Source organism: Rummeliibacillus sp. NPDC094406, from assembly GCF_044763875.1.
In the GTDB taxonomy this organism is placed as follows: domain Bacteria; phylum Bacillota; class Bacilli; order Bacillales_A; family Planococcaceae; genus Rummeliibacillus.
The window spans coordinates 633,934-659,976 of the sequence record NZ_JBIWGZ010000001.1 but is presented as its reverse complement, the minus strand read 5'-3'; the positions used below and the strand labels follow the sequence as shown (position 1 = coordinate 659,976).

The window sequence follows — 26,043 nt, the reverse complement described above, 5'->3', positions numbered from 1 at the left end:
TCTAGCTAAATTTGATAAGTTTTTGTATCTGAAATGATTTTAAAGTAAATGCCTTTAACATCTTTTGTTACAGATTCTTTTAATGTTTCTAAGTTGACTAATTCGGTAGTACCAACATACTTCGCAAGTTCATCCATTAAACGTTCAAAAGAATCTGTAAATAATGTTCGTATATTATCAAAATCTAAGTTTCTAAAGCTACCATCTATTTCAAAAGCTTCTATTGAATTCATTTGTTTCGAAGCACCAGCAAAACGATCATCATAAACCGTATAGCTTTCATCAGTAAGTGCAATAATAAATAATTCTTCCCCTGTTGTTGTACGTAATTCAATATGGTTTTTATGTTTTTTGACGTCGACGATAATATGTATACCTTCTGCATGTCGAATATTAAATAATGTCAAATTAATTCCTCCTTAGAAAAATAGAATAGCCACTTACTCTATGTAGAATAACATAACTTTTAAAAAATTTTATTAAAATAATACAAATTTCACCAATTATACAAAAGGTAGAATTTTATAAATACACCAATAGAATTGATAGGGAAAATATATATAGGGAAAGTCAATATAAAAATATAGGAAAATGCTAAGAAATTCGTGTATTTGTTCATGTTTTCACATAAAATATTCAAATTTGATGGAAACTATGTAAAGAAAGGTGTATTATTCATTTGTAGGCTTATAATAGTGGTTACATTCCACATATTATAGGATAGAGGTTGAATATAGATCGTCAAAATGGCAATCGTTTTTAAGATTGGTATACGAGCACTTTTTGAAGTAGAGTGAGCGTTAAAAAAGATGATTACAGGCATGCTTGGCCAGAATTATCGAACTAATGGAATGTCGAAAGATGATCAAGTATCACAATTATTTGTATTTTCAAATAATAAGTAAATAGTTATTGCAAAGGAGAATTGGATATGTCAGAAACGACTAATCAATTACAAGCTGAACAACCAGCTGTAAGCCAAGAAAAACTTGATGTATTAGATCAATTATTAAAACCTGAGGTGCAAGAGTCTATTACAGCATTGGTAAACGAATTACCAAAGTTGACAGAAATGGTGTCAACTATAACAAAGGTATATGATATAGCACAATCTCTTTCAACAGACAGTGTGTTAAAAAATGATATCGTTGGTGCTGTAGGAGAAATGGCAACGCCAGTTGTAAATTCAGCTAAAAGTATAGCTGCAACAGCTATTGAAGCAAAAGATCGTGCTGCTGAAAGCACTGAAACTATTGGTCTTTTTGGTGTACTCCGTTTACTAAAAGATCCACAAGTACAACAATTATTCCGTTTCGCTAATGCTTTTCTTCAAGTGAACGAAGAACATAAACAAGTAAAATAGTCTTTACATCAATACTGATTATGGAGGATTAATTATGTCAAAAAAAATCATCATTTTAGGCGCAGGTTATGGCGGCGTTTTAACTGCTCTAAAATTCCGTGAATATGCAACTAAAGATGACGCAGAAGTAACTGTAGTCAACCAATTCCCAACACACCAAATCATCACTGAACTTCACCGTTTAGCTGGTGGTACTATTAAAGAACAAGCTATTTCATTCCCATTAGAAAAAATCTTCAAAGGGAAAGATATTGATCTTCACATTTCTAAAGTGAAAGAAATCTCACCAGATAACAAATTTGTTAAATTAGAAGATGGATCATCTCTATCTTATGATGTTCTTGTAGTGGCTTTAGGAAGCCAAACTGGATATTTCGGTATCCCTGGACTAGAAGAAAACAGTATGGTACTTAAATCTGTTAACGAAGCAAACCAAATCAATGCTCATATCGAAGCTAAAATTAAAGCATATGCTGAAACAAAAGATCCTGCTGACGGCACAATTGTAATCGGCGGTGGCGGCTTAACTGGTATCGAACTTGTTGGTGAAATCATCGACAACATGCCTAAAGTTGCTGAAAAATACGGCGTTGACTTCAGCGAATTCAAAGTTAAATTAGTCGAAGCAGGTCCAAAAATTCTTCCTGTATTACCAGATACTTTAATTGTACGTGCTACTGAATCATTAGCTAAACGTGGTGTAGAATTCTTAACTGGTCTACCTGTTACAGCTGTTGAAGGTAACAAAATCTCACTTAAAGATGGTCAAGTAATCGAAGCAAACACATTTGTTTGGACTGGTGGTGTTGCGGCACTTCCTGTAGTTGCTGAATCAGGTTTAGAAGTAAACCGTGGTAAAGCAACAATCAACGAATTTTTACAATCTACATCTCACTCAGATGTATTCGTTGTAGGTGACGCTTCAGTTTTAATTCCTGAAGAAGGCGCACGTCCATTATATGCTCCAACTGCTCAAGTAGCATGGCAAATGGGCGAAACAGCAGGATATAACCTATTCGCACAATTAAAAGGTCAACCAATGAAAGAATTCAGTGCAGTTAACTCTGGTACACTTGCATCTCTTGGACGCAAAGATGGGGTAGCAACAGTCGGAGCAAACAATACTGAACTTAAAGGTCTACCAGCTACATTGATGAAAGAAGCTAGTAACATTCGTTACTTATCACATATCAAAGCATTATACGGTTTAGTATACTAGGCCGATAATTTAAAAAACCGACTTCCTAAGAGAGGGAGTCGGTTTTTTATAGCCAGTTTGAAATCAAGCTTACTATTATTTTGGTTAGTTCACAAAGCAAAAAGAGCCAACAAAACTGCAGCTCAGATATAACGTACCTTCAGTTCATTAAAAACATAACATTATATTTCACACTCAAATACATTGAACGAACTTCCTTCGCCATATCCGTTAATTACTTCGTGAACTACTATGTCTCTAAATCCATTTGTCTGGAGTAAATCCTTGAATTCTTCTAACTCATAAAGACGAATAGGGAAATCCATAGTTTCTATTTTCACTAACTGCTCACCTTGAACTGATTGATATTTCAACTCAATATTTAATACCTTAGATTCCTGATCATAGTTCATTTTTTTATATTCAATAATCATTTGATCAACAAATTGTATCCTATTCGTTTCAATCCAATCAGGAACTTCTTTAACCTCTGTATTTTTTATCATAACAGTCAAAAGTAGTTTACCATCTGGATTTAGAACAGACTTTAAATTTTGAAGACTGACGTGCACTAATTTATCAGGTAAAAGTGAGAAGGAACCGAAAGGAACCATAATTAAATCATAATTTTTATTGCTCTTAAATGCCTCTATTTTTTCAAGAAAAACTATTGGATTGAGACCTAGTTTTTTTCCTTTTTCTTCACATACATTCAGCATCTCTTCTGAGATGTCGAAGCCCTCGATATCAATCCCTCTTTGCAGAAAAGGAATAAGCATTCTACCATTGCCACACATAGGCTCTAAAACTTTCATATTATTATCTTTAACGAAAGATAGATAAAAATTCAGTTCTACTCCAATTGCAATGGATTTTTCACTTTCATATATTTTTGTACAAAGTTCCCCATAGTAATCCATCTTCTATTCACCTCACGAAACATTATTGATGTTATAGTACATTCTATACACTTATCGTATAATCCTGCTCCATTAGTGAAAGAAGAAATCCCGTTAGCTTTAAGCTAACAGGATTTCTTATAACAATATTTTTTAAAACCACAATTGGAGTGAAAGACGGCGAGTCCTCTAAATGCATTCGCATTTCCTTAGTGCGATGTTCATTCATAGTCCTACGGGAAATCTAGGAGGACACTGGAAAAGTAAAAATAGATGGAAATTTATGATAAAAATCTGGAAAACTATCTTCGTTGAAGTGGAATTAGCGGAGACTCCTGTGGGAAAACGAGCTAGGCGAGACCCCGGAGCACAGCGAGGAGGCTCGTCAGTTCGCCCACGGAAAGCGGAGCTAATTCCACTTCATGTAATAGCAGATATATACTATAAATATTTGTATTACTACACTTTTTCAGTGGACTCAAAGCTCAATACGCGCCCACGGAAAGCGTCATCTGGAGGTGCATACTAAGTGAATACTTGAAATAAAATATTATTCGAATTATTGAGTTGTTTATATATTGTGAAAGTAAACGGACTGTAGACTAACTTAAAAATCATAAAGTTTGTCTACAGTCTGAAATGAATGTTAATCATCATATTTAACCAATCTGTTTATCAATATCCTGAAGAATATTTTCTAAGGAAATTACCACACCTTTTTCATCTTTAAACATAATATGTTTAGGTTGAAAGTGAACAGGTGAATCGATTCCAGCAGCTGCTGAGATTCGAAATAGACCTATTCGAAGAGTTACAAGATAATTCGCAACGCGATATTTCTTTTCATCAATCACAAGCGCCTTTTGTAAATCCGGGTCGGTAGTAGCTACACCAACAGGACAAGTATTTGAATTACATCGCATCGCTTGAATACATCCGAGGGATATCATGAATCCACGCGCTATATTGACTAAATCAGCCCCCATAGCGAGAGCTATGGCGATTCGGTCTGGAGTGAACATTTTACCAGAAGCAATGATCTTAACTCGATCTCGTACGCCATATTTTTGAAGGGTAGATACGACAATAGGTAAAGCTGATCTAATTGGTAAACCTACACTATCAATTAATTCTTGATAAGAAGCGCCTGTTCCGCCTTCACCTCCGTCAACTGTTATAAAGTCAGGACCTTTGCCAGTTTCCTTCATATATTTTGCCAGTTCTTTTACACTGTCATTTCCACCTACAGCAATCTTCATGCCAACTGGTTTTCCAGTATGAGAACGAATTTTTTCTATAAAATCACACATAGTTACTACATCACTAAACTGATGGAATCGATTTGGACTATCTACGGATTTATACGGTTCTACTTTGCGAATTTCTGCCACTTCAGGTGTAACTTTTTCTGCATCAATATGACCACCGCGTGTTTTTGCACCTTGAGCTAGTTTGATTTCAAATGCCTTAATTTCTGGAATTTCACTTTTTCTTTTTAATTCGTCCCAATCAACTTCGCCATTTTTGTCCCGTATACCGAACAATCCAGGACCAATCTGCATGATGACATCTACTCCACCTTTTAAGTGGTAGGGAGATAGACCGCCTTCCCCGGTATTCATCCAAGTACCCTTTGCTAAACTTAATCCTTCTGATAAAGCTGTAATTGCATGATTACCTAATGAACCATAACTCATAGCGGACATACCAATAAGGCCTTTCACTTTAAAAGGATACTTTGTGTTTGGACCAATCACAATCGCATCATCATCATGCAATAAATAGGCAGATGATTCTTCTTCTTCCCATTTTTCGTCTCTTTGAAAAAAGAGAGAATCTTTCAATAAAATATATCTTTTGGTATCTACCCTCGTTTCATTATCCATTTTTATTTCCTCTGTTAGTTTAGGAAACATATCATTTCGAACATAAAAACCTTCTTCTTCATAATTACGTTTTGATCCAAAGGCAACCACTTCACGCATATATTTAGCGCCTTTTACTATATGTTCGTAATCTACACGGGAAAATGGTTTCCCTTCAAGATCTCCGTCAAACCAATATTGACGAAATTCAGGACCGATTTTTTCAAAAAAGTAGCGCATTCTACCGAGCGCAGGATAATTTCTTAAAATAGCATGACGCTTCTGATTTCGATCAAATGTAATTATATAAACTAGAAGAACAATAACAGCTATAACAGCCAGTACAGTCAAAGTAAAAACGAAAATAATTAACCAATCAGCGATATTCATTAAATTCCTCCTAAAAATATTAAAACTATTTGGTTTTAATCTTCTCGAAAATACTTACATTTATTCAGAGAGTGAAATGGCCAGAATACATAATTTTTGATGAACATGCCATCATAAAAGGAAGAATGCGATTTTAAGTTTTAAGTCTATCAATGAATCAAAAATCGTTAGAACAACAAAATGATTAGTTTAAAACTTAAATAGAGGAGGAAATGACTTGAAGGCATCGGATTTATTTGTGCGTTGTTTAGAAAATGAAGGAGTTAAGTACATTTTTGGAATTCCTGGTGAAGAAAATACAGATCTTGTTGATTCGCTCATTGGATCTAAAATCGAATTTATCATAGTCCATCACGAACAAGCAGCTGCTTTCATGGCAGATGTATATGGTCGTTTGACAGGTAAACCGGGTGTTTGCTTAGCTACACTTGGACCTGGTGCGACTAATCTTTTGACTGGAATTGGAGATGCATATCTTGATTATTCACCTGTTGTTGCAATTACAGGACAAGCAGGTCTAGAACGTATTCATAAGAATTCACATCAATATATAGATATTATTGGTATGTTTGAAGAAGTAACAAAATGGAGTCAACAAATTCGAGTGCCAGAAACAATTCCAGAAATTATTCGTAAAGCATTTAAAACTGCTCTTCTTGATAAACCTGGTGCTGTTCATATTGAACTTCCAGAAAATATAGCGATGATGGATACAGAGGGGGAACCACTACCAGTTACCCCAATGCCAATTTCTTGTCCAGCTGAAGAACAAATTAGTAAAGCTGCAAAACTGATCAATCAAGCAAAAAGACCTCTAATTTTGGCTGGAAATGGAGTAATACGAGATGGAGCTACAGAAGAACTACGGAAATTTGCCGAAGCGATGCAAATACCAGTTGTTAATACATTTATGGCAAAAGGAGTTTTACCTTCTGACCATCCGCTAACTTTATTTACAGTTGGGATGCAATCGAAAGACTATGTACTTTGCGGCTTTGATTCTGCAGATGTCATTATTACTGTCGGATATGATATTGTCGAGTATTTACCAAAATATTGGAATGATGAAGTTATGAATCCTATTGTTCATATCGATACCATGCCTGCCGAAGTCGATGCTTATTACCCACTTGAAGCTGAATTAGTCGGTGACGTTAAAAAAACATTGGAAGCATTAAGCCCCCTAGTGAATGAAAAAAAGCTTTGGTCAGAGATAAAACGTTTAAAAGAACAACTAGATGAAAAACTGCATGCTTATGATGAGATAGAAGGAAGCCCAATAATTCCACAGCGTATAATCGCGGATATAAAAAAGGCAGAAAAAGGAGAAGCAATTATTATTTCGGATGTCGGTGCCCATAAACTATGGGTTGCCCGTATGTATCAACCTGAAAAACCGAATCACACAATCATTTCAAACGGCTTTGCTTCAATGGGGATTGCCGTACCAGGAGCAATTGCAGCCAAGCTAGCCCATCCCGAAAAGCCGGTCATTGCGATTACCGGTGATGGTGGCTTTCTCATGAATGGTGTGGAGTTAGCCACTGCCAAACGACTAGGCCTTGCCATAGTAATTGTTATCTTTCACGATTCAAAATTTGGTTTAATCGAGTGGAAACAGCTCAATAAATTTAATCGATCGAATGCAATAGAATTTGAAGATCCAGATTTTATCGAGTTTGCTAAAAGCTTTGGTGCAAAGGGAATAAAAGTTACGCATTCAGAGGATTTACTCCCTGCTCTAAAAAAAGCAATAAAAAGTTCAGAAATTGTATTAATTGATGTGGATGTTGATTATTCAGAGAATATAAAACTGTCTAAAATGCTTGGTGACTATATTTGTAATTTGTAAGGTAATGTAAAGATTAACCTATCATACTAATATTTACGCTTATTAATTGGAGGTGCATTTAGAAATGAAACAAAAATGGCAATTATGGATCGGTGGAAAATGGCGAGAGGCAAAAACATACGAACCATTATTTAATCCCCATACAAATGAGGAATTAACACAAATTGGACAGGCTGAACCTGCAGACGCTGTCGAAGCAGTAGTAGAGGCACATGTTGCTTTTCAAAACTTTAGAACATTTCCAGCACATGCTCGAGCAAAGATATTAGCGAGGGCGGCGACCATAATGGAAGAACGCAGCGAAGAATATGCTAAGATTATTTCTTTGGAATCTGCTAAAACAATACGTAATGCTCGTGAGGAAATCAATCGAACAGTACAAACATATCGCTTTGCAGCAGAAGCAGCAAAAAATAATTATGGTGAACAAATTCCAATGGATGCAGCAGAAGGTGGCGAGAAGCGTTTTGGATTTACAATTAGAACGCCAATTGGGGTAGTGACGGCTATTACACCTTTTAATTTTCCTTTCAATCTTGTGGCTCACAAAGTAGGACCAGCGATTGCAGCTGGAAATTCAATTGTTCTAAAACCTGCTGAACAAACACCGCTTAGTGCATTAGCTTTGGCTGAAATTTTTAAAGAAGCTGGACTTCCAGATGGAGTGTTGAACATTATTCCAGGAAAAGGCGATGTATTAAGTGAGGTGTTAACGTCTCATCCACATGTCAAAAAAGTAACGTTTACAGGTAGCGTTGAGGTTGGTCATATAATTCAACAACAAGCAGGTTTCCGCAAATTAACACTTGAATTAGGATCTAATTCTCCTTTTATTATTGATGAAGGTGTGGATATTGACAAAGTCATAGATCGAAGTGTTTTGGGGTCTTTTTCAAACAATGGTCAAGTTTGTATCTCGATTCAGAGAATCTATATACATCAATCGTTGTATAAACAATTTTTAGAACGGTTTGTAAGTCGAACAAAACAACTTGTAGTTGGTCCACCATTGGATGAAAAGACAAATATCACGGCAGTTATCTCAAAAAAATCTTTAGATCGATTAAAAACCTGGTTAGATGAAGCCGTACAAGAGGGAGCAAAAATTGAGTGCGGCGGAAATGTAGAAGGGAATGTATTATACCCAACTGTTTTAACAAATGTAAATCGAGATTCTAAAGTATTTCGCTTTGAAGTTTTTGGTCCCATTGTATGCATTTTTCCATTTGGTACATTGGATGAAGCCATCAAGGATGCAAATGATTCACGTTATGGCTTAAATTCAGGTGTGATGACTCCAAGTATTGAACGGGCATTCTATGTAGCTGAACGTCTTGAAACAGGTGGAGTGATTGTAAATGATATTCCGACATATCGAAATGACAATATGCCTTATGGTGGATGGAAAGACAGTGGTGTTGGTAGAGAAGGCGTAAAATATGCCATGAATGAGATGATGGAGCAAAAGTTTATAAGCTTTAAAACGGGAGATTAACTAATTTGAGTCAATTTCATAATTCAAAGTTTTGATGAAAAACACGAACATTAAATGAGGAAATTGTATGTGCTATACCTGTCTAAGAAGCAAGATGGCGAGTCCTCGAAAATGCATTCGCATTTCCTTCGTGCTATGTTAATTCAGTGAGATCTATTCAAAGTCCTGCGACGAAGTTAGCGTAGCGATGCAGGAACAATCTTTTAACTGCGACGAGTAACCGCAGGAGCAATCTTTTAACTGCGACGAGTAACCGCAGGAGCAAAGGGTTTTCGGACGAGGAGGGCTCACCGCTCTTCCGCGGAAAGCGCCATCTGAAGCAGCGTATTAAGCAAATAGTATTGTTGCAGTATAGTCCGAATCATTTGGGTGTATATTTAGATTACATTCGCGTTTTTCGTATAGAAAAGTATTTTTTGGAATAGATTCATTTTGATAACAATAAGAAAATCCTTGATTTACTGATAACATAAATATACTATTAGTATGGAATTAAATATTCTGCTTTAAAGCGGAAGAGGTTCTAGCTACCCTCTTTAAAAAACTAAGAAGAAACAGTACTCTTTCTTAGAGTACTGTTTTTTTGCAATAAAGGAGTAATTGCAGAAATGAAAAAAGAAAAAGCTGTTATCGTGTTTAGTGGTGGTCAGGATAGTACAACATGTTTGTTCTGGGCACTCGAAAAATTTGAAGAAGTTGAGGCAGTGACGTTTGATTATGACCAACGACACAGTCTAGAAATTGAATGTGCGCAAAATATTGCCAAAGAACTTGGCGTAAAGCATCATATTCTGGATATGTCACTTCTTAATCAATTGGCTCCAAATGCATTGACTCGTAGTGATATAGAAGTGAAAGAAGGAGAAGATGGAGAACTACCTTCGACTTTTGTGCCGGGACGTAATTTACTGTTTCTTTCATTTGCAGGAGTACTTGCAAGACAAATTGGTGCTAAACATATTGTCACAGGTGTCTGTGAAACAGATTTCAGCGGTTATCCTGATTGTCGGGATATGTTTATAAAATCTTTAAATGTCACTTTAAACCTAGCAATGGATGATTCCTTTGTTATTGATACACCACTAATGTGGTTAAACAAAGCAGAAACTTGGGCTCTAGCAGATCAATTAGGGGCATTTGACTTTGTTCGTGAAAAAACTTTAACTTGTTATAATGGCATCATCGCAGATGGCTGTGGAGAATGTCCTGCTTGCAAGTTAAGGCTGAAAGGTCTTTCGGAATACTTAAGTGTTCGAAAGGAGTCATAAGAAATGTATGGATTTAAAATTGTCGATCATCTTCAAAAGATTGATGAAGATATAAAACGAGATCAATTAAAATACCATGCTAAACGAGTTCTGGTAAGTAAGGAATTTACTTTTGATGCAGCTCATCATCTACATTGTTATGAGGGAAAGTGTAAAAATCTGCATGGTCACACGTATCGAGTAATATTTGGCTTAAGTGGCTATACAGATGAACGTGGTTTGATGATCGATTTTGGTGATATAAAAAATATTTGGAAAGAAAAAATTGAAATCTATTTGGATCATCGATATTTGAATGAAACGCTTCCTTTAATGAATACAACAGCTGAAAACATGGTTGTTTGGATATATGAAAAAATGGCAGAAGCTTTGCTAGAGGAGCAATCCTATAAAGGAGCTCGTGTAGAATTTGTCCGCCTTTACGAAACTCCGACAAGTTTTGCTGAAGCAAGACGGGAGTGGATGGATTTTGAGTAAAATTCCTGTTTTAGAAATCTTCGGTCCCACTATTCAAGGTGAAGGAATGGTTATTGGTCAAAAGACAATGTTTGTTCGTACGGCAGGTTGTGATTATTCCTGTTCCTGGTGCGATTCTGCTTTTACATGGGATGGTAGTGGGAAAGATCAAATTGTACAAATGACAGCTGAAGAAATATGGAATGAGCTGAAACGAATTGGTGGAAATGGTTTTTCTTTTGTGACTATTTCGGGAGGTAACCCAGCATTATTGAAAAACCTAGATCGTTTAGTATCTCTATTAAAAGAAAACCAGATACAAATTGGTGTCGAAACACAGGGAAGCAGATGGCAAGAATGGTTTTATGAGATAGATGAACTAACCATTTCACCTAAACCACCTAGCTCTGGTATGAAAACAAATTTCGCAATTCTCGATGACATATTAGCGAATCTTAAAGACAGTAAGAACAGTCAACATGTGTCGCTAAAGATTGTTATCTTTAATGATGAAGATTTTGAGTACGGGAAAAGGGTACATCATCGTTATCCAGATGTACCATTCTATTTTCAAGTTGGAAATGATGATATAACCACGACTGATGATTCGAAGCTTATAAAAAAACTTTTACAAAAGTATGAATGGTTGATTGAAAAAGTCATTTCCGATCAGGAGCTGACAAATGTAAAAGTTCTTCCGCAATTGCATACGTATATTTGGGGGAATAAAAGAGGGGTATAATTGCTCCCTACTTAGGTCAATCATTACTTTTAAAAAGATATAGATATTCAAGCGTGTTGATTAGGATAAAATAGGAAGAATATTCTTTTGTATACTTACTTTCAAGATGCTTGTGTTACATTGTTTATTGATTGTAGCGGAGGATTGCTCGACTCCCGCGGGAAAAGCGTGGCAGCTGAGACCCTGCACGTAGCGTAGCGAAGGAAGCGGCTCAGCGCACGCCCGCAGGAAAGCGAGCAATCCGTAGCGAGTATCAGTTGATCATCCGTTTTTTAATGGATAAAACTGGATAATCAACACGCGGGATAATATATTATAATAGATGAATCAAATTCATCAATGCTTTTCTAGCTATAAGATATAGAGTAATAACCTTCGAATTTTGAAATTGATACTGATACGATGCAAAAAAACTGATTAGGTTTAACCCACAGAAAATTATATTTTCTGTGGGTTTTGTCGTTATCCTAGCTATTGATGATGTTCAATCATTTTACCTATGCTACACTTGTTTTGAAGGAGTGTTTGAAGTGAATGTTTTGAAGTTATTGAGTGGGCTTTTAGGTGCAACATTATTAATGTGTTATGACTTTTATCAAGAGTGGACCATATGGCAATCACTTCCCAAGTGGACTTGGGTTGTTTTGGGGTTTGCTTTATTAATTTTTAGCGTATATGCACCAGCCTCCAAAGATAAAATGATACATTTTTATGTAGAAGTTGCAGTTATGGTGTACTTAGTTTTATTAATTATTCTCTTACCATATTTAGGCGGGCAATCAGCTGTTGGATTCAGTATGAAAGAGCCATTTTTCTGGATAGTCATTTTAATAACTGTTTGGCAACTAAAATCGTATCGAAAACGAATAACAAATGAAGCAAAGGACAATAAAAACAAATGAAACATAAAGTAGTAATTTTAGACTATTCTTTTCACGGATCAATTACATGTTTTATTAAAGTTCAAGGATATGATGGTTTAAATGATCAACCTTTTGATGGAATGATTCGAATGGTAGACGGAGTTCCCTATGGAGATTTGATAAAAGAGGAGAAAAGTATTTTATCATCTAATTGTATTCAATTTATTAAAGCATATATTTATGATAAGTATGAGAAAGGTTTTTTCTCATAATAATAACAAAATAATCGAAATTGTTTAAATTTTAGTATTTTTTTACGAATCTATAGCTAATTAATAAAATGTATATCTTTTTTACCAATAATAATATACGATGAAAAAGTACTAGGAAATATTATTATGGGGTGAAAATATGTCTATAAGAAATAAGCTGATTGCAGGATTTAGTGCATCGATTTTAATTACCATAATTGCATGCATAGTTATTTTCAGTCAACTAACAAAGATTGATCATCAATACTACTCAACAATAAATAGTGGATTACCTCAAATCAATTCTGCAGCAAAAATTGAAAATTTATCTTTACAAAAAGGTGTATTAATTAGATCTTATCTTTTAGGAAATAAAGATTCTTTAGATACATTAATGAATACTAGAAAAGAATTAAATGACGAAATCGATCATTTAAGTAAGCAATTAAAAAGACAAAAAACAAAAGATTTGATAGCACAAGTTTCTACTGAGATTGATAATTATGATCATATTGCAGATCAAATTATTGAATTAAATCAAAATGGGAAAAGTAAAGAAGCATTTCAGCTAACAAATACAGAAGGTGCTGCTGAATTAAAAAAAGCAACAGATAATACACGAGAACTATCAGACTATATAAAAACCTTATTTAAACAAGCTGAAAACAAATCAGAAACTATGGCTAATACAGCGTTCACTCTTGCGGTCATCATCATCATTATCGCGATTATGATAGGCGTATTTATTTTACTTTATATGAACCGGATTATTGCAAAACCTTTAGCGAAACTAAATCAATCTGTTAATGTTATTGCTGGAGGAGACTTAACTGAGCCTGCAATTCAAATCCATTCAAAGGATGAAGTAGGGGAACTTGCAAAATCATTTAATGCAATGAAAGAATCGTTAAAAGGATTGATTTCTTCATTAGCAATTAGTTCAGAACGCTTGAGTGCATCATCAGAAGAGTTGTCCGCATCAACTCAAGAAGTATCTGCATCATCAATCGAAGTGTCACAAAATCTTGAAAGTACAGTTCAAACCGCAGAATCTACTACATATGCAGCAAAAGAAAGTGCAATTGCTATGGATGAAACTGCTGCAGGTGTTCAAAAAATAGCTGAGTCTGCTCAAAGTTTACATAGTTCTGCAAGTGATACATCAGATATTGCCAATATTGGTCAAGGGAAGATTTCAAATGCAAAGCAACAAATGATGCTTATTCATTCTTCGACAAAAAATACTACAGATTTAATACAATCATTGAGTAAACAATCTGAAGAAATCGGGAATATATTAAAGGTCATTACAGATATAACTGAACAAACGAATTTACTGGCTTTAAATGCTGCAATTGAAGCTGCAAGAGCCGGAGAGCACGGAAAAGGTTTTGCAGTAGTTGCCGACGAAGTACGGAAATTAGCGGAGCAATCAAAACAATCGGCAAGTCAAATAGAATCATTAACGGTTGAAATTCAGCAGGATACAAAAAATGTAGAAAAAGCAATTCTAGTTAATTTAGATACTGTTGAAGATGGCGTACATCTCATCCAAGATGCTGGTGAATCATTTGAAAATATTGTACAAGCAGTTGACAGTATGAAAGCCGAAATTGAAGATGTGTCTGCAATTACCGAAGAAATATCTGCTGCTGCAGAGCAAGTAGCGGCATCAGTAACTGAAATAGCAACATCTACCAGCAACTCTACTGAACAAATTGAATTAATATCATCTAATTTACACCAAGTTACAGCAACAATTGAAGAAATTTCTTCAGTTGCAAATGAATTAACAAATGAAGCAGTGGAACAAAACGAATTAGTTCAAAAGTTTAAAGTATAACATGGAAATCCTAGTATAAAATTATTATACTAGGATTTTTGTATTATATAATTTTTTTGTTACGGGGAAATACCGATTAATTAGTAAAATCATACTAATGTCATTTTCTGAATATTAATGCTATTATAATAGTACATTTGCATAAATAGTGATAAATTAACTATAATGGGGGATGTATATGATTATGTCTGTACAAAGAAAAATAAGTCTAGGATTTATAATATTGTTTGTCTTTATCTTAATTTTAATGGGGTATAATAACAATCGTATGAATAGTGTTGTTGATTCTTTTAATCACGTAATCAATACAAACATAAAAAATATTGATTTGGTCAATAACGTGAAATCTGATCTAGCAACTGAAGGTTTGTATTTGAGAGGGTTCATCATTGATGATAATGCCTCAAACAAACAAAAATTACTTGTTTATCAAGAAAAGTTATCTAAATCGGTTGAAGAACTTCAAAAAAATGCAGACTCAAAGAAAATGAAGGATTATTCAGCAATAATGAGTGATTTAATGACAAACTATAGTAAAGTAATTACTAATATCGTCCAGCTTAAAGAAGAAGGAAATAACGATGATGCGGTATCACAATTGACGAGTGCAGAATCAGCTAATCATGACATGATGAGTATAATTACATCTGCCGAAAAATATCAGCAAGATGAGTTAAATGCTGCACATGAAAATGTAGATCATATAGCTCAAGTAGCAAAGGTTGTGGCAATTATCATTGCGATTGTTGGAATGATTATAGCACTGTTATTTATCAATCGAGTTAAACGATTAGTTGTTCAACCATTACTGAAAGTCGTAGATGGAGCGAAACAAATTGCTTCTGGAAATTTACTTCAAGACGATATAATAATAAAATCAAAAGATGAGTTAGGGGCATTAGCTTCATCCTTTAATGAGATGAAAAAGAATTTACAAACGATTATTATTCATATTGGAGAAGGGTCTCGTCAATTATCTGCATCAATTGAAGAACTTTCAGCATCTACTGAAGAAATTTCAAATGCTGCTGATGAAGTATCAAATAGTGTTGAAGAGACATCCCAAGGCGCAAATGATTCAGCAGAAATTGCAAAAGATGCAGTTACAGCTATGCACGAAACATCGACTGGGGTACAACGAATAGCAGAAGCTTCTCATTCACTATTTAAACAAGCAAAACAAGCTACTGAACTTGCAGATAATGGTGGTAAAATTCTACAAGTTGCAAAAGGACAAGTTCAATTAATTTCAGAATCCACCAATCAAACAAATGAGCTAATCATTCGTCTAAAAAAACAAGCAACAGAAATACAAGTTATGACGAAAGAAATAACAGATATTTCAGAACAAACAAATTTATTGGCGTTAAATGCAGCAATTGAAGCAGCAAGAGCAGGTGAACATGGTAAAGGTTTTGCAGTGGTTGCAGATGAAGTTCGTAAATTAGCTGAACAATCTAAGAACTCTGCAGAACAAATTGTTAAGTTAACAAATACAATTCAAACAGATACAGAAGTCGTAGCAAAATCAGTTACTAATAGTTTGAAGAATGTAGAAGAAGGTGTATATGTCATAACAAATGCATCCGATTCATTTGGTCACATTGTAAATTCTGTTGAAGATATGACAAGTAGATTAGAGGATGTTACAGCTACTTCTGAACAACTTTCTGCAGCAACAGAAGAAGTAACAGCATCAGTAGAAGAAATCGCAAATCATTCACAATTATCAGCTCAAGCTACTAATAATATCTCTGGTTCCGTAGAAGAACAAAATGCAACTTTACAAGAAATAAATAGTGTCGTCCAAGAATTAAGTAAACAATCCGTTGAGCTACAAGAATTAACACAACAGTTTAAAGTGTAATAACACAAAAAAGTAAGCCTTGAAGCTATATAGTGCTTCAAGGCTTACTTTTATATTAAAATATTTTTGGGAAGTATTCATTTGAATTAATTTCATAGTTCAAAGATTTAATAAAATACAGCCTATGGAAAACGCCGTCTGTAGCGGAATATCTAAATCTGAATATGGTAAAGTTAATATTTTGAAATGTTCGTATTTAATAACCGATAATAGATTTATGAAATTGATTCATATTAAACTAGAAATAAATTTGCAACAAAATAAAGAACCGACTAGTATATAGCTATTAATTAAATCAATTTCATAATTCAAAGATTTAATAAAAAACACGAACATTAAATGTGCATTGTATATGCCATATCAATTAAACATTATCTATGGAGCGGAAGATGGCGACTCCTGCGGGAAAGCGAGACAGGTGAGACCCCGCAGTGAAGCACGGTACGGGCTTCCGAGGAGGCTCAACGCTCGCCCGCGGAAAGCGCCATCTGGAGCGGCATACTATGTAAATACGGGGAATGAAATATCAACCGAATTATTGAGCTGTTTATTTAGAAAATATTCGTATTTTTTATCTAAAAAAGCATTTTATCTAATTGGATTCAAAAATAAGTAAGTAGGTGATTTACCTTGGAAATATATTCATTAAGTGGACCTAGTGGCACTGGAAAAAGCACAGCAGCTCTTTCATTTGCACATGATCACGGAATCGATGGAATTATTGATGACGGTCTTTTTATTGTCAAAGGGAAGAAAATTGCTGGCACATCTGCAAAGTTTGAAAAAAGCGCTTTTAAAGCAGTAAAAAGAGCGATCTTCACAGACGAAGATCATTTACATGAAGTACAAAATGCTATAAATGAGCAAGGAATAGAAAAACTATTAATCATCGGTACATCTGACCGTATGACTAAAAATATAGCAGAACGCTTAGCATTTGGAGATATTCAATATTTATATCATATAGAAAATTTAAGAACATCTTCTGAAATGAAATTAGCTAAATTTATACGGAAAACGGAAGGGAAGCATATAATGCCAATTCCTGTTGTGCAGGTTGAGCAAAATTTCTTTAAACGATTCATACAAAAGGGCGTGGAGATTTTCTCACCTAAAAAAGAAAAAATTGGAGAAACAACAATAGTACAACCGGACTTTCATCAAGTAATAGGACATGTTGAAAAACAACAATTTGTTCAGGTTATCAAGCATGCTTGTGAAGAAGAAGACTTAATAGAAAGAGTAACAAAAGTACAATTTGAATTGTTACCATTACCTAAAACAATGATTAGCATTGTATTAAGCGGACCAATTAATTTGAATGAACAGATACCGATTGATAAAGTGCAGCGAAACATCATGCATGCTTTTGAAAAGGAATTTGAATTGGAATTACATAGTATCGATGTAAATATAATTTCTATTCAGAATGGAAAAAATAAGGAACTAGCTATTCACAAGTAAATGAATAGCTAGTTCCTTTATTCTTATGGTAAACGTTTAAATTGTGGAGTTCTCTTTTCTACAAATGCTCGTACTCCTTCGGGAAAATCGTGAGGATCCACAAAAGGTGTAGAAGTTTTCCAAAGTACAGGTGCAGAATCAACACATTCTTGGACTGATTTTTTAACTGCTAGTACTGAAGCTGGCGACATTGATGCGACAAGTTTACCTAGACGAATTGCATAACGATCCAAATCCTTTTCTTGTGTTATATAATTCAACATGCCAACACGATAAGCTTCATCTGTTTTGAGTAAACGGCCTGTATAAACTAAATCCTTCGTCATGCTTGGGCCAACTAAATTAACAAGTCGTGCTGCAAATTTATTATTTAAAGTGATTCCTAACTTTCCTACAGGAATTCCAAGCTTTGCTTTATCTGATCCAACTCGAATGTCACAGGCAAGAGCTAGTTCCAATCCGGCACCCATTGCAGGACCATTAATAACAGCAATTGTTGGAATTGGTAGATGTTCAATAGTAGAAATCGTTTTTTCCATATGAATAAACGCCTCCTCAGATTTCTCTAAAGAAATGGAATTGAATTCTTTAATATCAGAACCAGCTGTAAATTGTTGTCCATATCCTCTTATAAGCAATACTTTATTTTTGGGATTATCCAATGCTTGTAAGGCGATTATTCGAAGTTCATCCCACATATGTGCGGTAAGCGCATTTTTCGCTTGTGGACGACTGATCGTGATAATGGCTAAACCTGCCGTTTCTTGATAAATGATTTTGGCATCTTCTTTTTCTAGTCTAGTTGTAGAAACTCTCATCATTATCCCCCTAATTTTCATATTATCTCTATTATATAACAGATATAACTGTTGTAGTCTAGAAAGAATTTATTTAAAAATTAAAATAATGATAAACGCGTGAAAATAAACTGAAAATTTTGTAATTCGAAGAAAAAATAATGAAATATTTGTAAAAAGTCAAAAAAATTAAGTGAAATTCAACCAAAATATTGGACATTTGTAAAAAGTAATGATTTATTTTGTAAATTTTCTGAAATCCTATTAAATCAGCGTTTAAGGCATTAAAATCATAACTAAAATGCATGATTTTTTATAAGATAATATTGTGTACATTATAAAAGAAAGGTGTTATTCTCTATGTAATATTAAATGTGAACAAAATTGAGCGCCCCAAAAGGTAAAAATGTAAGATTGTCTATGTTTTTAGTTGACAGTTATATTATTTACATTTAATAGAAAAATAATTAAGGCACTCAAATTAAAAAGGAGTTCAAAAAGATGAAGTTATTGGCACCTCAACCATTTACATTAGAGGGAGATCGTCGAGCTGTATTATTGTTGCATGGATTTACTGGAAGTACAAAGGATGTAAAAAAATTAGGACAGTATTTAAATAAACAAGGATATACATGTCATGCACCAATGTATCGTGGTCATGGTCTTAGTGCCGAAGAAATTTTGAAATACGGTGCGAAATACTGGTGGGAAGATGTGACAAGAGGTTATCATCATTTAAAAGAATTAGGTTATGAGGAAATTGCTGTTGTCGGTATATCTTTAGGTGGTGTCTTTACTTTAAAAGTAGGTGCAGAGTTCCCTGTTATAGGTGTTGTTTCAATGTGTGCCCCTATTAAACGTAAATCAAAAGACGGTCTTTTCGAACGCTTATATAACTACGCAAAAGCGTATAAACAATTTGAAGGAAAAGATGAAGAACAAATTGAAAAAGAGCTTGAAGAATTAAAGAAATTACCACAAAATGCAATCGATGAAGTTCAAAAAATGATTCAACATACTTCAGATGAAATAGAAGAAATACATGCGCCAACGCTTGTATTACAAGGCAAACTGGATGATTCTTTATACCAAGAAAGTGCACCATTTATTTATGATACAGTTGAAACAGATGATAAAGAAATTATATGGTACCAAAATTCAGGTCACATCATTACGTTAGGTAAGGAACGTGACAAAGTATATGAAGATACACTTCAATTCTTAGATGAATTACCATGGTCAGAAGAAGCTAAAATGAGTAAGCTTCATGCATAGAATTTTCAAAATATATAACAATAGATAGTAAACAACTACCCGTTATGTTTGAATATAACGGGTTTTTTAGTGCGGAAAATTTAATAATAAAGCTCAAAAGTCGATTTTAGTGATAAAATAGTGAACGTCAGGAGACTCTTCAATCGTAAAATTGTTGAGACGAGCTGAGCAGAGTATAGGAGGTATTTTTTTGAACAAGAACAACAATCAGTGGTCAACAAAACTGGGATTTATTTTGTCGTCCGCGGGAGCAGCGATTGGATTAGGTGCCATCTGGAAATTGCCATATGTAACCGGGCAAAGTGGTGGAGGTGCCTTCTTCTTACTATTTGTTTGTTTTACACTATTAATCGGTTTGCCCATGTTAATCTCGGAATTTATCATTGGACGTGGCACAAATCGAGAAGCAGTTAGTGCATATAAGATATTAGCGCCAAATTCAAAATGGACATGGATCGGTAAGTTAGGTGTCGTAGGATGCTTTTTACTTTTGTCGTTTTATAGTGTTGTAGGTGGCTGGATCTTAATTTATACAGGAAAAGCTGTTGTAGGGAATGTTATCCAAACGGGTCTAAATCCAAGTGAATTATTTGGAATGGTCACAGGGACTCCTTGGGTTACTATAGTAGGATTGTTATTATTTACTGTTGTTAACGTACTAGTGATAAGCTTAGGTGTTCAAAATGGTATTGAAAAAGCAAATAAAGTCATGATGCCATTGTTATTTATTTTCTTTATTATTTTAGTCGTACGTTCGTTAACTCTTGACGGTGCTATGGAAGGTGTAAAATTTTTCTTAGCTCCTGATTTTTCGAAAATTACTGCAAGTTCTGTGCTATATGCTTTAGGACAATCATTTTTTGCTTTAGCAGTTGGATTTTCGTGTATGGTTACTTATAGCTCTTATTTGAAAAAGGATGAGAGTTTACCATACTCAGCTGGATCAGTAGTCATAATGAATATATTTGTATCTTTGTTAGCAGGTCTTGCTATTTTCCCAGCAGTTTTCGCATTTGGCTTTAAACCAGAACAAGGGCCAGCATTATTGTTTATGGTTCTTCCCGCTGTATTTGGTAAACTGCCATTTGGAGAAGTGTTCTTCGCAATCTTTTTATTATTATTCTTATTTGCGACACTTACTTCGTCATTTAGTTTATACGAAATTATCGTTGCAGCACTTGTTGAAAAATGGCCAAATGCAAGACGTAAAATAGCATGGGGGATTGGGGTAGTAGTTTTTATTGCATCAATTCCCGCGGCTTTATCATCAAGTACATTAAGCGACTTTACAATATTCAAAAAAAGTATTTTTGATGCAACAGATTATCTTGTAAGTAATATTCTCTTACCATTAGGAAACTTACTAATTGCTATTTTTATCATTCATAAAATTGATAAAAAGTTAGTGGCAGATGAGTTTTTGAGAGGGAGCACTATTCCGATAGGCTATTATAAAGCTTGGAGATTTATGATGGTATTTATCGTTCCTATTGTAATAGCTGTAGTGTTAATTTATACTATTTTGCAGTATTAAAGGATTTAAGGGCATATGAGACAAAATTTGTCTTAATGTCCTTTTTTCTTGTAAAATACCATCTCGGAACATTTGTTCTCTAAAATAATTCTGTGATAAAATACAATATATATAGTAACTGGAACGGAGTGATAATATGAAAATTTTTCACACAGCTGATTGGCATTTAGGTAAATTAGTACAAGGTGTATCAATGACCGAAGATCAAGAATACATTTTAAAGCAATTTTTAGATGATATTGATAAAGAAAACCCCGATGTTGTCGTAATAGCAGGCGATTTATATGACCGTTCTGTTCCACCTACGGAAGCCGTTCGGTTATTGGATGATGTTCTATCTGCCATTGCCATCAAACGAGGAATACCAGTCGTTGCAATTGCTGGGAATCATGATAGTCCTGGTCGTATACATTTTGGTTCCCGATTTATGGGGTCAAAAGGACTTCATATCATAGGAAACTTATCAAAGGATTTAAAGCCGGTCGTATTGCAAGATGAATTTGGCGAAGTACATTTTCATCTAATTCCTTATACTGATCCATCACATGTCCGTTATATTTTCGATGATGACACTGTAAGAACCCAACAAGATGCTATGGCCAAAATTCTAGAAAATATTGTTGTTTCCCTAGATCCAAATGCTAGACATGTACTAGTGGGACATGCTTTTGTTACGAAAAATGGTGCTGAGGAAGAGAATAAAACAGATGCTGAACGCCCTTTATCAATCGGTGGTTCAGAATGTATCGATTCAAAACTATTCGCACCATTTAACTACACAGCACTTGGACATTTACATCAAGCTCATTTTGTAGATTCAGAAAAGGTCAGATATTCAGGATCCCCCTTAAAGTATTCTATTTCAGAAGAAACGCATAAAAAAGGATACCTTATTGTAGACATAACTGGCGACGGTTCAATTAATATAACAAAAAAAGAACTAAAACCTAGACGTGACCTAAGATCAGTAGAGATGACAATGGAAGAAATCTTAAGATCCCCTAAAAGCGAGGATTATATATTTGTAAAGTTATTAGATGAGGCACCGATTATCTCACCTATGGAGAAAATCCGATCTGTCTATCCGAACGCTATGCATGTTGAACGTATCACGTTAAAAGATTTTACTAATGTACAACAAGAAGTCGTATCAAGACAAAAAATGGACGACCTTACGCTGTTCAAATCATTTTATCGAGAAATTTTAGGGAAAGAAGCAGATGATAAAACAATCGAACTTTTCCATGAAGTTTTGCAAGAAGAATTGTTAACAAACCGTGAAGTCGAGGTGAAGAGTTAATGAAACCGATAGAGCTAAAACTTACAGCATTTGGGCCGTATAAAGATACTGAAACTATTGATTTTAATGAATTAGGCGAAAATAGATTGTTTGTTATTTCAGGTTTAACTGGTGCAGGGAAAACAACTATTTTTGATGGAATTTGTTTTGCTCTGTATGGTACTGCTAGTGGAGAAGATCGTGCTGATATTAAAGAAATTCGTAGTGATTTTGCTAGTGATGAAATTCATACAGCTGCAGAATTGACATTCGCGATAAAAGGAAGAACTTATCGTATTTTACGACAGCTTCCTCACCAAAAAAAAGGAAACAAATCAGCTACAGGTGATAAATTTGAACTTGTAGAAGTTTTACCAGAAGGAGAAAGACCGGTTGTTGAATCACAAAAAGTTGGTGAAATCAATCGTAAAATTGAAGAAATAATTGGTCTGTCAAAAGAACAATTTAAACAAATTGTTATGTTGCCACAAGGTGAATTTCGAAAATTATTGACTTCAGAAACAGAAAATAAAGAAGCCATTCTTCGCAAAATATTTAAAACAGAATCTTATCGCCATTTAGCAGATCGTTTAAAAAGTAAAAAAGATGAATCAGAAAAAGCGTTAAATAGTGCGAAATCTATTGAGCACTTACATATTGATCGTGTTAGAACCTCATTACCGAAACGTGAATCTACTTTACAAAAGGTTTTGTCTGCTGAACATATCAATATGTATCAATTAGTAGATGCATTAAATGAAGAAATCGGATTTTACTCAGAAGAACAACAATTAAAAGAAAAATTTTATCAAGAAATATCATCACAAGTTGAGATTCAACATCACTTAGTTGTTGAAACAAAGGATTTTAATAAACGTTTACGTGCTTACCAAGAAAAAGAAGCACAGCTAGTTGCATTAGAAAAGCAATCATCTAATTTTGAAGAAACTAAAATGAAAATAGATGCTGCTAAAAAAGCTAGCCATATTATTCCGTTAGAGGAACGTTATTATGAGAATCTTCATTCAAAAAAGGAAAAAGAGCAGGCTTTAATCTCCTTACAGCAGTCATATACCTCTGCAAAAACTAAATGGGAGGAGTCAATAGTCTTTTTTGAAAATGAAAAATTGCAACAACCCAAAATTGAGGAATTAACAGTTGAAATAGCTTCACTCAAAAGCTTAGAAGAGAAATTTAACGATTTAACAAAAGCAACGCGATTATTAAACCAGCAACAATTGGTTGTGGATCAAGATACGAAAACGATCAATGAGCTAAAAATAAAACTTGATCAACTGAACTTAATCAGATTAGAAAATAGTGAAGTAATAATAAATTTAACTCAACAATTAGATCATTTTGATAAAAAAAATGAACAGCTAACCATGTTAAAGGAAAAAACAAATGCATGGCAAAATTGGCAGCAACAAGCGATTTCAGTAAAAGAACTTCAAAAACTAGAGGTTGAGAAAAAAAGTATTTATGATCAAGTAACAACCAAGTATCGTACTGAAGAACAGAAATGGCTTAGCAACCAGGCAAGCATTTTAGCTGCGCAGCTAGTTGACGGGCAGCCATGTCCTGTTTGTGGAAGTCTTGAACACCATTCTGTACAAGCGAGTCTAGGAGAAACAATAAGTGATGATCAACTATCAACATTAAAATCACAAGCAGAGCTTGCAACCAATCAATATTATGAATTACATGGTAGAGTTCAAGCAAGTACTCAACAATTAAGTCATTTAGTAGAAAAATTAACTCAATTAGAATTGCAACCTCAAGACGGTCAGAAAATTCTTATCCAATATAAACAACTTCAAAATGAAATTGAACAATTAAAACAAAGAAAAAGAGAACTTGAAAATGTACAAACTCAAAAACAACAATTAGATCAACAATTAGAAATGCAAACTCAAAAACAACAACAAATTGAAATTGAAAAGAATGCACATCTAGAAAAATATTATGATGCTCAAGCGAAATATAATAGTGTTCAAAAAGAAATACCTGAGGACATTCCAACAATTCAGGTACTTCATACGAAAATTCAAACAATCATATTAAATCGTGATCAATTAAAACAACGCTATGAACAAGCACAACAACAGGTGGAAGCGACTAATCGACAAGTAGTTTCATTAGAAGCTTCAATTAAAAGTGCCGAACAAAGTAGAGTAGAAGCCGAAGAAACGCTTCAACAATCACAAAATCGATTTAAAGAAGCGGTATTTACAGCTGGATTTGAAAATGGAAATGCTTATCAATCTGCACGTCTAAAAACAGAAGAATTAGAACAGCTTGAAACAGATTATACAAATTACGTTAAACAAAAATATGCAATCATAGAACAACTAAAGGATGGAGCAGATGATTACGCAGAAAAAACGCTAAAAGATGAGTTTCAGCTAGAGCGTCTTTTAGAAGAACTAAGACAAAAGTCAATTGAGGCTAGCGATCAACTACATCAAACAAAACAACATCAAATCGATGCTATGCAATTATCTAATGATATTAAAAAAATTAGTCAACAAATCATGGAACTAGAAGAAAAATGTTCTAAGATAATCGATTTATATGATATACTCCGCGGGCAAAATCAATTGAAAATTTCATTTGAGCGATATTTGCAAATTGAATATTTGGAACAAATTATTCAAGCTGCCAACGAACGGTTGAACCCAATCTCGAATGGACAATATCGCCTGATCAGAAGTGATAGACAAGAGGCAAGAGGGAAACAAAGCGGGTTAGGATTAGATGTATATGATGCTTATACTGGTCAAAATCGAGACGTTAAGACACTTTCAGGTGGGGAAAAATTCAATGCTTCACTGTCATTAGCACTAGGTATGTCTGACGTGATTCAATCGTTCCAAGGAAATATTCAAATCGAAACGATGTTCATCGATGAAGGTTTTGGTACTCTAGATGAAGAGGCATTAAATAAGGCTATCGATACTTTAATTGAATTACAAAATACTGGTAGAATGATTGGAATTATCTCGCATGTTGCTGAACTGAAAGACGCTATGCCAGCTCTATTAGAAGTGAAAAAAAGTAAAGAAGGATTTAGTCATACACGTTTTATTCTAAAATAATGACATAGCCCCTCAAGAAAATGAATATATATTATTTATCCTGAATTATCCATACTTATTCAAATTTACTGTTTAGGCGATTTTAGTAGTTTTTCTTATTTAAAGAAAAAATAGAAATGGGCTTCTGTCTAAAGCCATATTCAAAAGCTATCATACAGCTTTGTTCGCTTTTTGAATATATCTATGAATAAACTAGGATTACCATTTTCATATCATTAAATTGTTAAGTATAAAGGCTTATTTT

Annotated in this window: 20 protein-coding genes and 1 riboswitch; of the genes, 16 read left to right on the top strand and 4 right to left on the bottom strand. The window is 34.2% G+C overall.

Features of this window, described 5'->3' with window-relative positions:
* Window positions 1-5 precede the first annotated feature (5 nt).
* Complete coding sequence (locus tag ACIQ4I_RS03125; protein ID WP_403092708.1) at window positions 6-407, bottom strand: hypothetical protein; 402 nt, start codon at window positions 405-407, stop codon at window positions 6-8.
* A 524-nt stretch (window positions 408-931) separates the two neighbouring features.
* On the opposite strand from ACIQ4I_RS03125, the gene ACIQ4I_RS03120 reads away from it, so the two are divergent.
* On the top strand, window positions 932-1,363 hold the full coding sequence (locus ACIQ4I_RS03120) for a DUF1641 domain-containing protein (protein WP_403092707.1): 432 nt from the start codon (window positions 932-934) through the stop codon (window positions 1,361-1,363).
* Window positions 1,364-1,397: 34 nt separating this feature from the next.
* The gene (locus tag ACIQ4I_RS03115) at window positions 1,398-2,582 is read left to right on the top strand and encodes an NAD(P)/FAD-dependent oxidoreductase (RefSeq protein WP_403092705.1); all 1,185 of its coding nucleotides are present in this window, start codon (window positions 1,398-1,400) and stop codon (window positions 2,580-2,582) included.
* 161 nt (window positions 2,583-2,743) lie between these two features.
* Here the strand turns inward: ACIQ4I_RS03115 and ACIQ4I_RS03110 are convergent, their stop codons facing one another.
* Both ACIQ4I_RS03110 and ACIQ4I_RS03105 read right to left on the bottom strand, forming a co-directional pair.
* Entirely contained in the window at window positions 2,744-3,481 is a 738-nt protein-coding gene (locus ACIQ4I_RS03110) for a class I SAM-dependent methyltransferase (RefSeq protein ID WP_403092703.1), read from the bottom strand.
* Window positions 3,482-4,119: 638 nt separating this feature from the next.
* A complete protein-coding gene (locus tag ACIQ4I_RS03105; RefSeq protein WP_403092701.1) occupies window positions 4,120-5,715 on the bottom strand; it encodes an FMN-binding glutamate synthase family protein in 1,596 nt (531 codons plus the stop codon).
* A 217-nt stretch (window positions 5,716-5,932) separates the two neighbouring features.
* Between ACIQ4I_RS03105 and ACIQ4I_RS03100 the strand changes: the two genes are divergently transcribed.
* The 10 genes from ACIQ4I_RS03100 (at window position 5,933) to ACIQ4I_RS03055 (ending at window position 17,816) form a co-directional block, all read left to right on the top strand.
* Complete coding sequence (locus ACIQ4I_RS03100; protein ID WP_403092699.1) at window positions 5,933-7,567, top strand: acetolactate synthase large subunit; 1,635 nt, start codon at window positions 5,933-5,935, stop codon at window positions 7,565-7,567.
* 64 nt (window positions 7,568-7,631) lie between these two features.
* Complete coding sequence (locus ACIQ4I_RS03095) at window positions 7,632-9,062, top strand: aldehyde dehydrogenase family protein (protein WP_403092697.1); 1,431 nt, start codon at window positions 7,632-7,634, stop codon at window positions 9,060-9,062.
* 511 nt (window positions 9,063-9,573) lie between these two features.
* Window positions 9,574-9,616: riboswitch (PreQ1 riboswitch) on the top strand.
* Between the two features lie 45 nt (window positions 9,617-9,661).
* A complete protein-coding gene (gene queC, locus ACIQ4I_RS03090) occupies window positions 9,662-10,330 on the top strand; it encodes a 7-cyano-7-deazaguanine synthase QueC (RefSeq protein ID WP_403093357.1) in 669 nt (222 codons plus the stop codon).
* Window positions 10,331-10,333: 3 nt separating this feature from the next.
* Window positions 10,334-10,807: a 6-carboxytetrahydropterin synthase QueD gene (gene queD / locus ACIQ4I_RS03085; RefSeq protein ID WP_403092695.1), complete on the top strand. Its 474-nt coding sequence runs from the start codon at window positions 10,334-10,336 to the stop codon at window positions 10,805-10,807.
* Window positions 10,800-11,528, top strand: a complete 729-nt coding sequence (gene queE, locus ACIQ4I_RS03080; RefSeq protein ID WP_403092693.1) for a 7-carboxy-7-deazaguanine synthase QueE — start codon at window positions 10,800-10,802, stop codon at window positions 11,526-11,528. The genes queD and queE overlap by 8 nt, the downstream gene beginning before the upstream one ends.
* A gap of 530 nt (window positions 11,529-12,058) precedes the next feature.
* Window positions 12,059-12,430 carry a hypothetical protein gene (locus tag ACIQ4I_RS03075; protein ID WP_403092691.1) on the top strand — a complete coding sequence of 124 codons (372 nt, stop codon included), beginning with the start codon at window positions 12,059-12,061 and terminating at the stop codon, window positions 12,428-12,430.
* Complete coding sequence (locus ACIQ4I_RS03070; RefSeq protein WP_403092689.1) at window positions 12,427-12,663, top strand: hypothetical protein; 237 nt, start codon at window positions 12,427-12,429, stop codon at window positions 12,661-12,663. The genes ACIQ4I_RS03075 and ACIQ4I_RS03070 overlap by 4 nt, the downstream gene beginning before the upstream one ends.
* Window positions 12,664-12,802: 139 nt before the next feature.
* Window positions 12,803-14,485 (top strand): methyl-accepting chemotaxis protein, encoded by a 1,683-nt coding sequence (locus tag ACIQ4I_RS03065; protein ID WP_403092687.1) that lies wholly within the window; start codon window positions 12,803-12,805, stop codon window positions 14,483-14,485.
* 178 nt (window positions 14,486-14,663) lie between these two features.
* Window positions 14,664-16,352: a methyl-accepting chemotaxis protein gene (locus ACIQ4I_RS03060; protein WP_403092685.1), complete on the top strand. Its 1,689-nt coding sequence runs from the start codon at window positions 14,664-14,666 to the stop codon at window positions 16,350-16,352.
* Between the two features lie 630 nt (window positions 16,353-16,982).
* Window positions 16,983-17,816: a nucleoside/nucleotide kinase family protein gene (locus tag ACIQ4I_RS03055; RefSeq protein ID WP_403092684.1), complete on the top strand. Its 834-nt coding sequence runs from the start codon at window positions 16,983-16,985 to the stop codon at window positions 17,814-17,816.
* Window positions 17,817-17,839: 23 nt separating this feature from the next.
* Here ACIQ4I_RS03055 and ACIQ4I_RS03050 read toward each other — a convergent pair whose 3' ends face one another.
* Window positions 17,840-18,634, bottom strand: coding sequence for an enoyl-CoA hydratase/isomerase family protein (locus ACIQ4I_RS03050; RefSeq protein ID WP_403092682.1), 795 nt, complete (start codon window positions 18,632-18,634; stop codon window positions 17,840-17,842).
* Window positions 18,635-19,114: 480 nt separating this feature from the next.
* Between ACIQ4I_RS03050 and ACIQ4I_RS03045 the strand changes: the two genes are divergently transcribed.
* The 4 genes from ACIQ4I_RS03045 (at window position 19,115) to ACIQ4I_RS03030 (ending at window position 25,799) form a co-directional block, all read left to right on the top strand.
* Window positions 19,115-19,888 (top strand): alpha/beta hydrolase, encoded by a 774-nt coding sequence (locus ACIQ4I_RS03045; RefSeq protein WP_403092680.1) that lies wholly within the window; start codon window positions 19,115-19,117, stop codon window positions 19,886-19,888.
* Between the two features lie 190 nt (window positions 19,889-20,078).
* Entirely contained in the window at window positions 20,079-21,422 is a 1,344-nt protein-coding gene (locus tag ACIQ4I_RS03040; RefSeq protein ID WP_403092678.1) for a sodium-dependent transporter, read from the top strand.
* A gap of 136 nt (window positions 21,423-21,558) precedes the next feature.
* Window positions 21,559-22,722, top strand: a complete 1,164-nt coding sequence (locus ACIQ4I_RS03035; protein WP_403092676.1) for an exonuclease SbcCD subunit D — start codon at window positions 21,559-21,561, stop codon at window positions 22,720-22,722.
* On the top strand, window positions 22,722-25,799 hold the full coding sequence (locus ACIQ4I_RS03030; RefSeq protein ID WP_403092674.1) for an AAA family ATPase: 3,078 nt from the start codon (window positions 22,722-22,724) through the stop codon (window positions 25,797-25,799). The genes ACIQ4I_RS03035 and ACIQ4I_RS03030 overlap by 1 nt, the downstream gene beginning before the upstream one ends.
* Window positions 25,800-26,043: the final 244 nt, after the last annotated feature.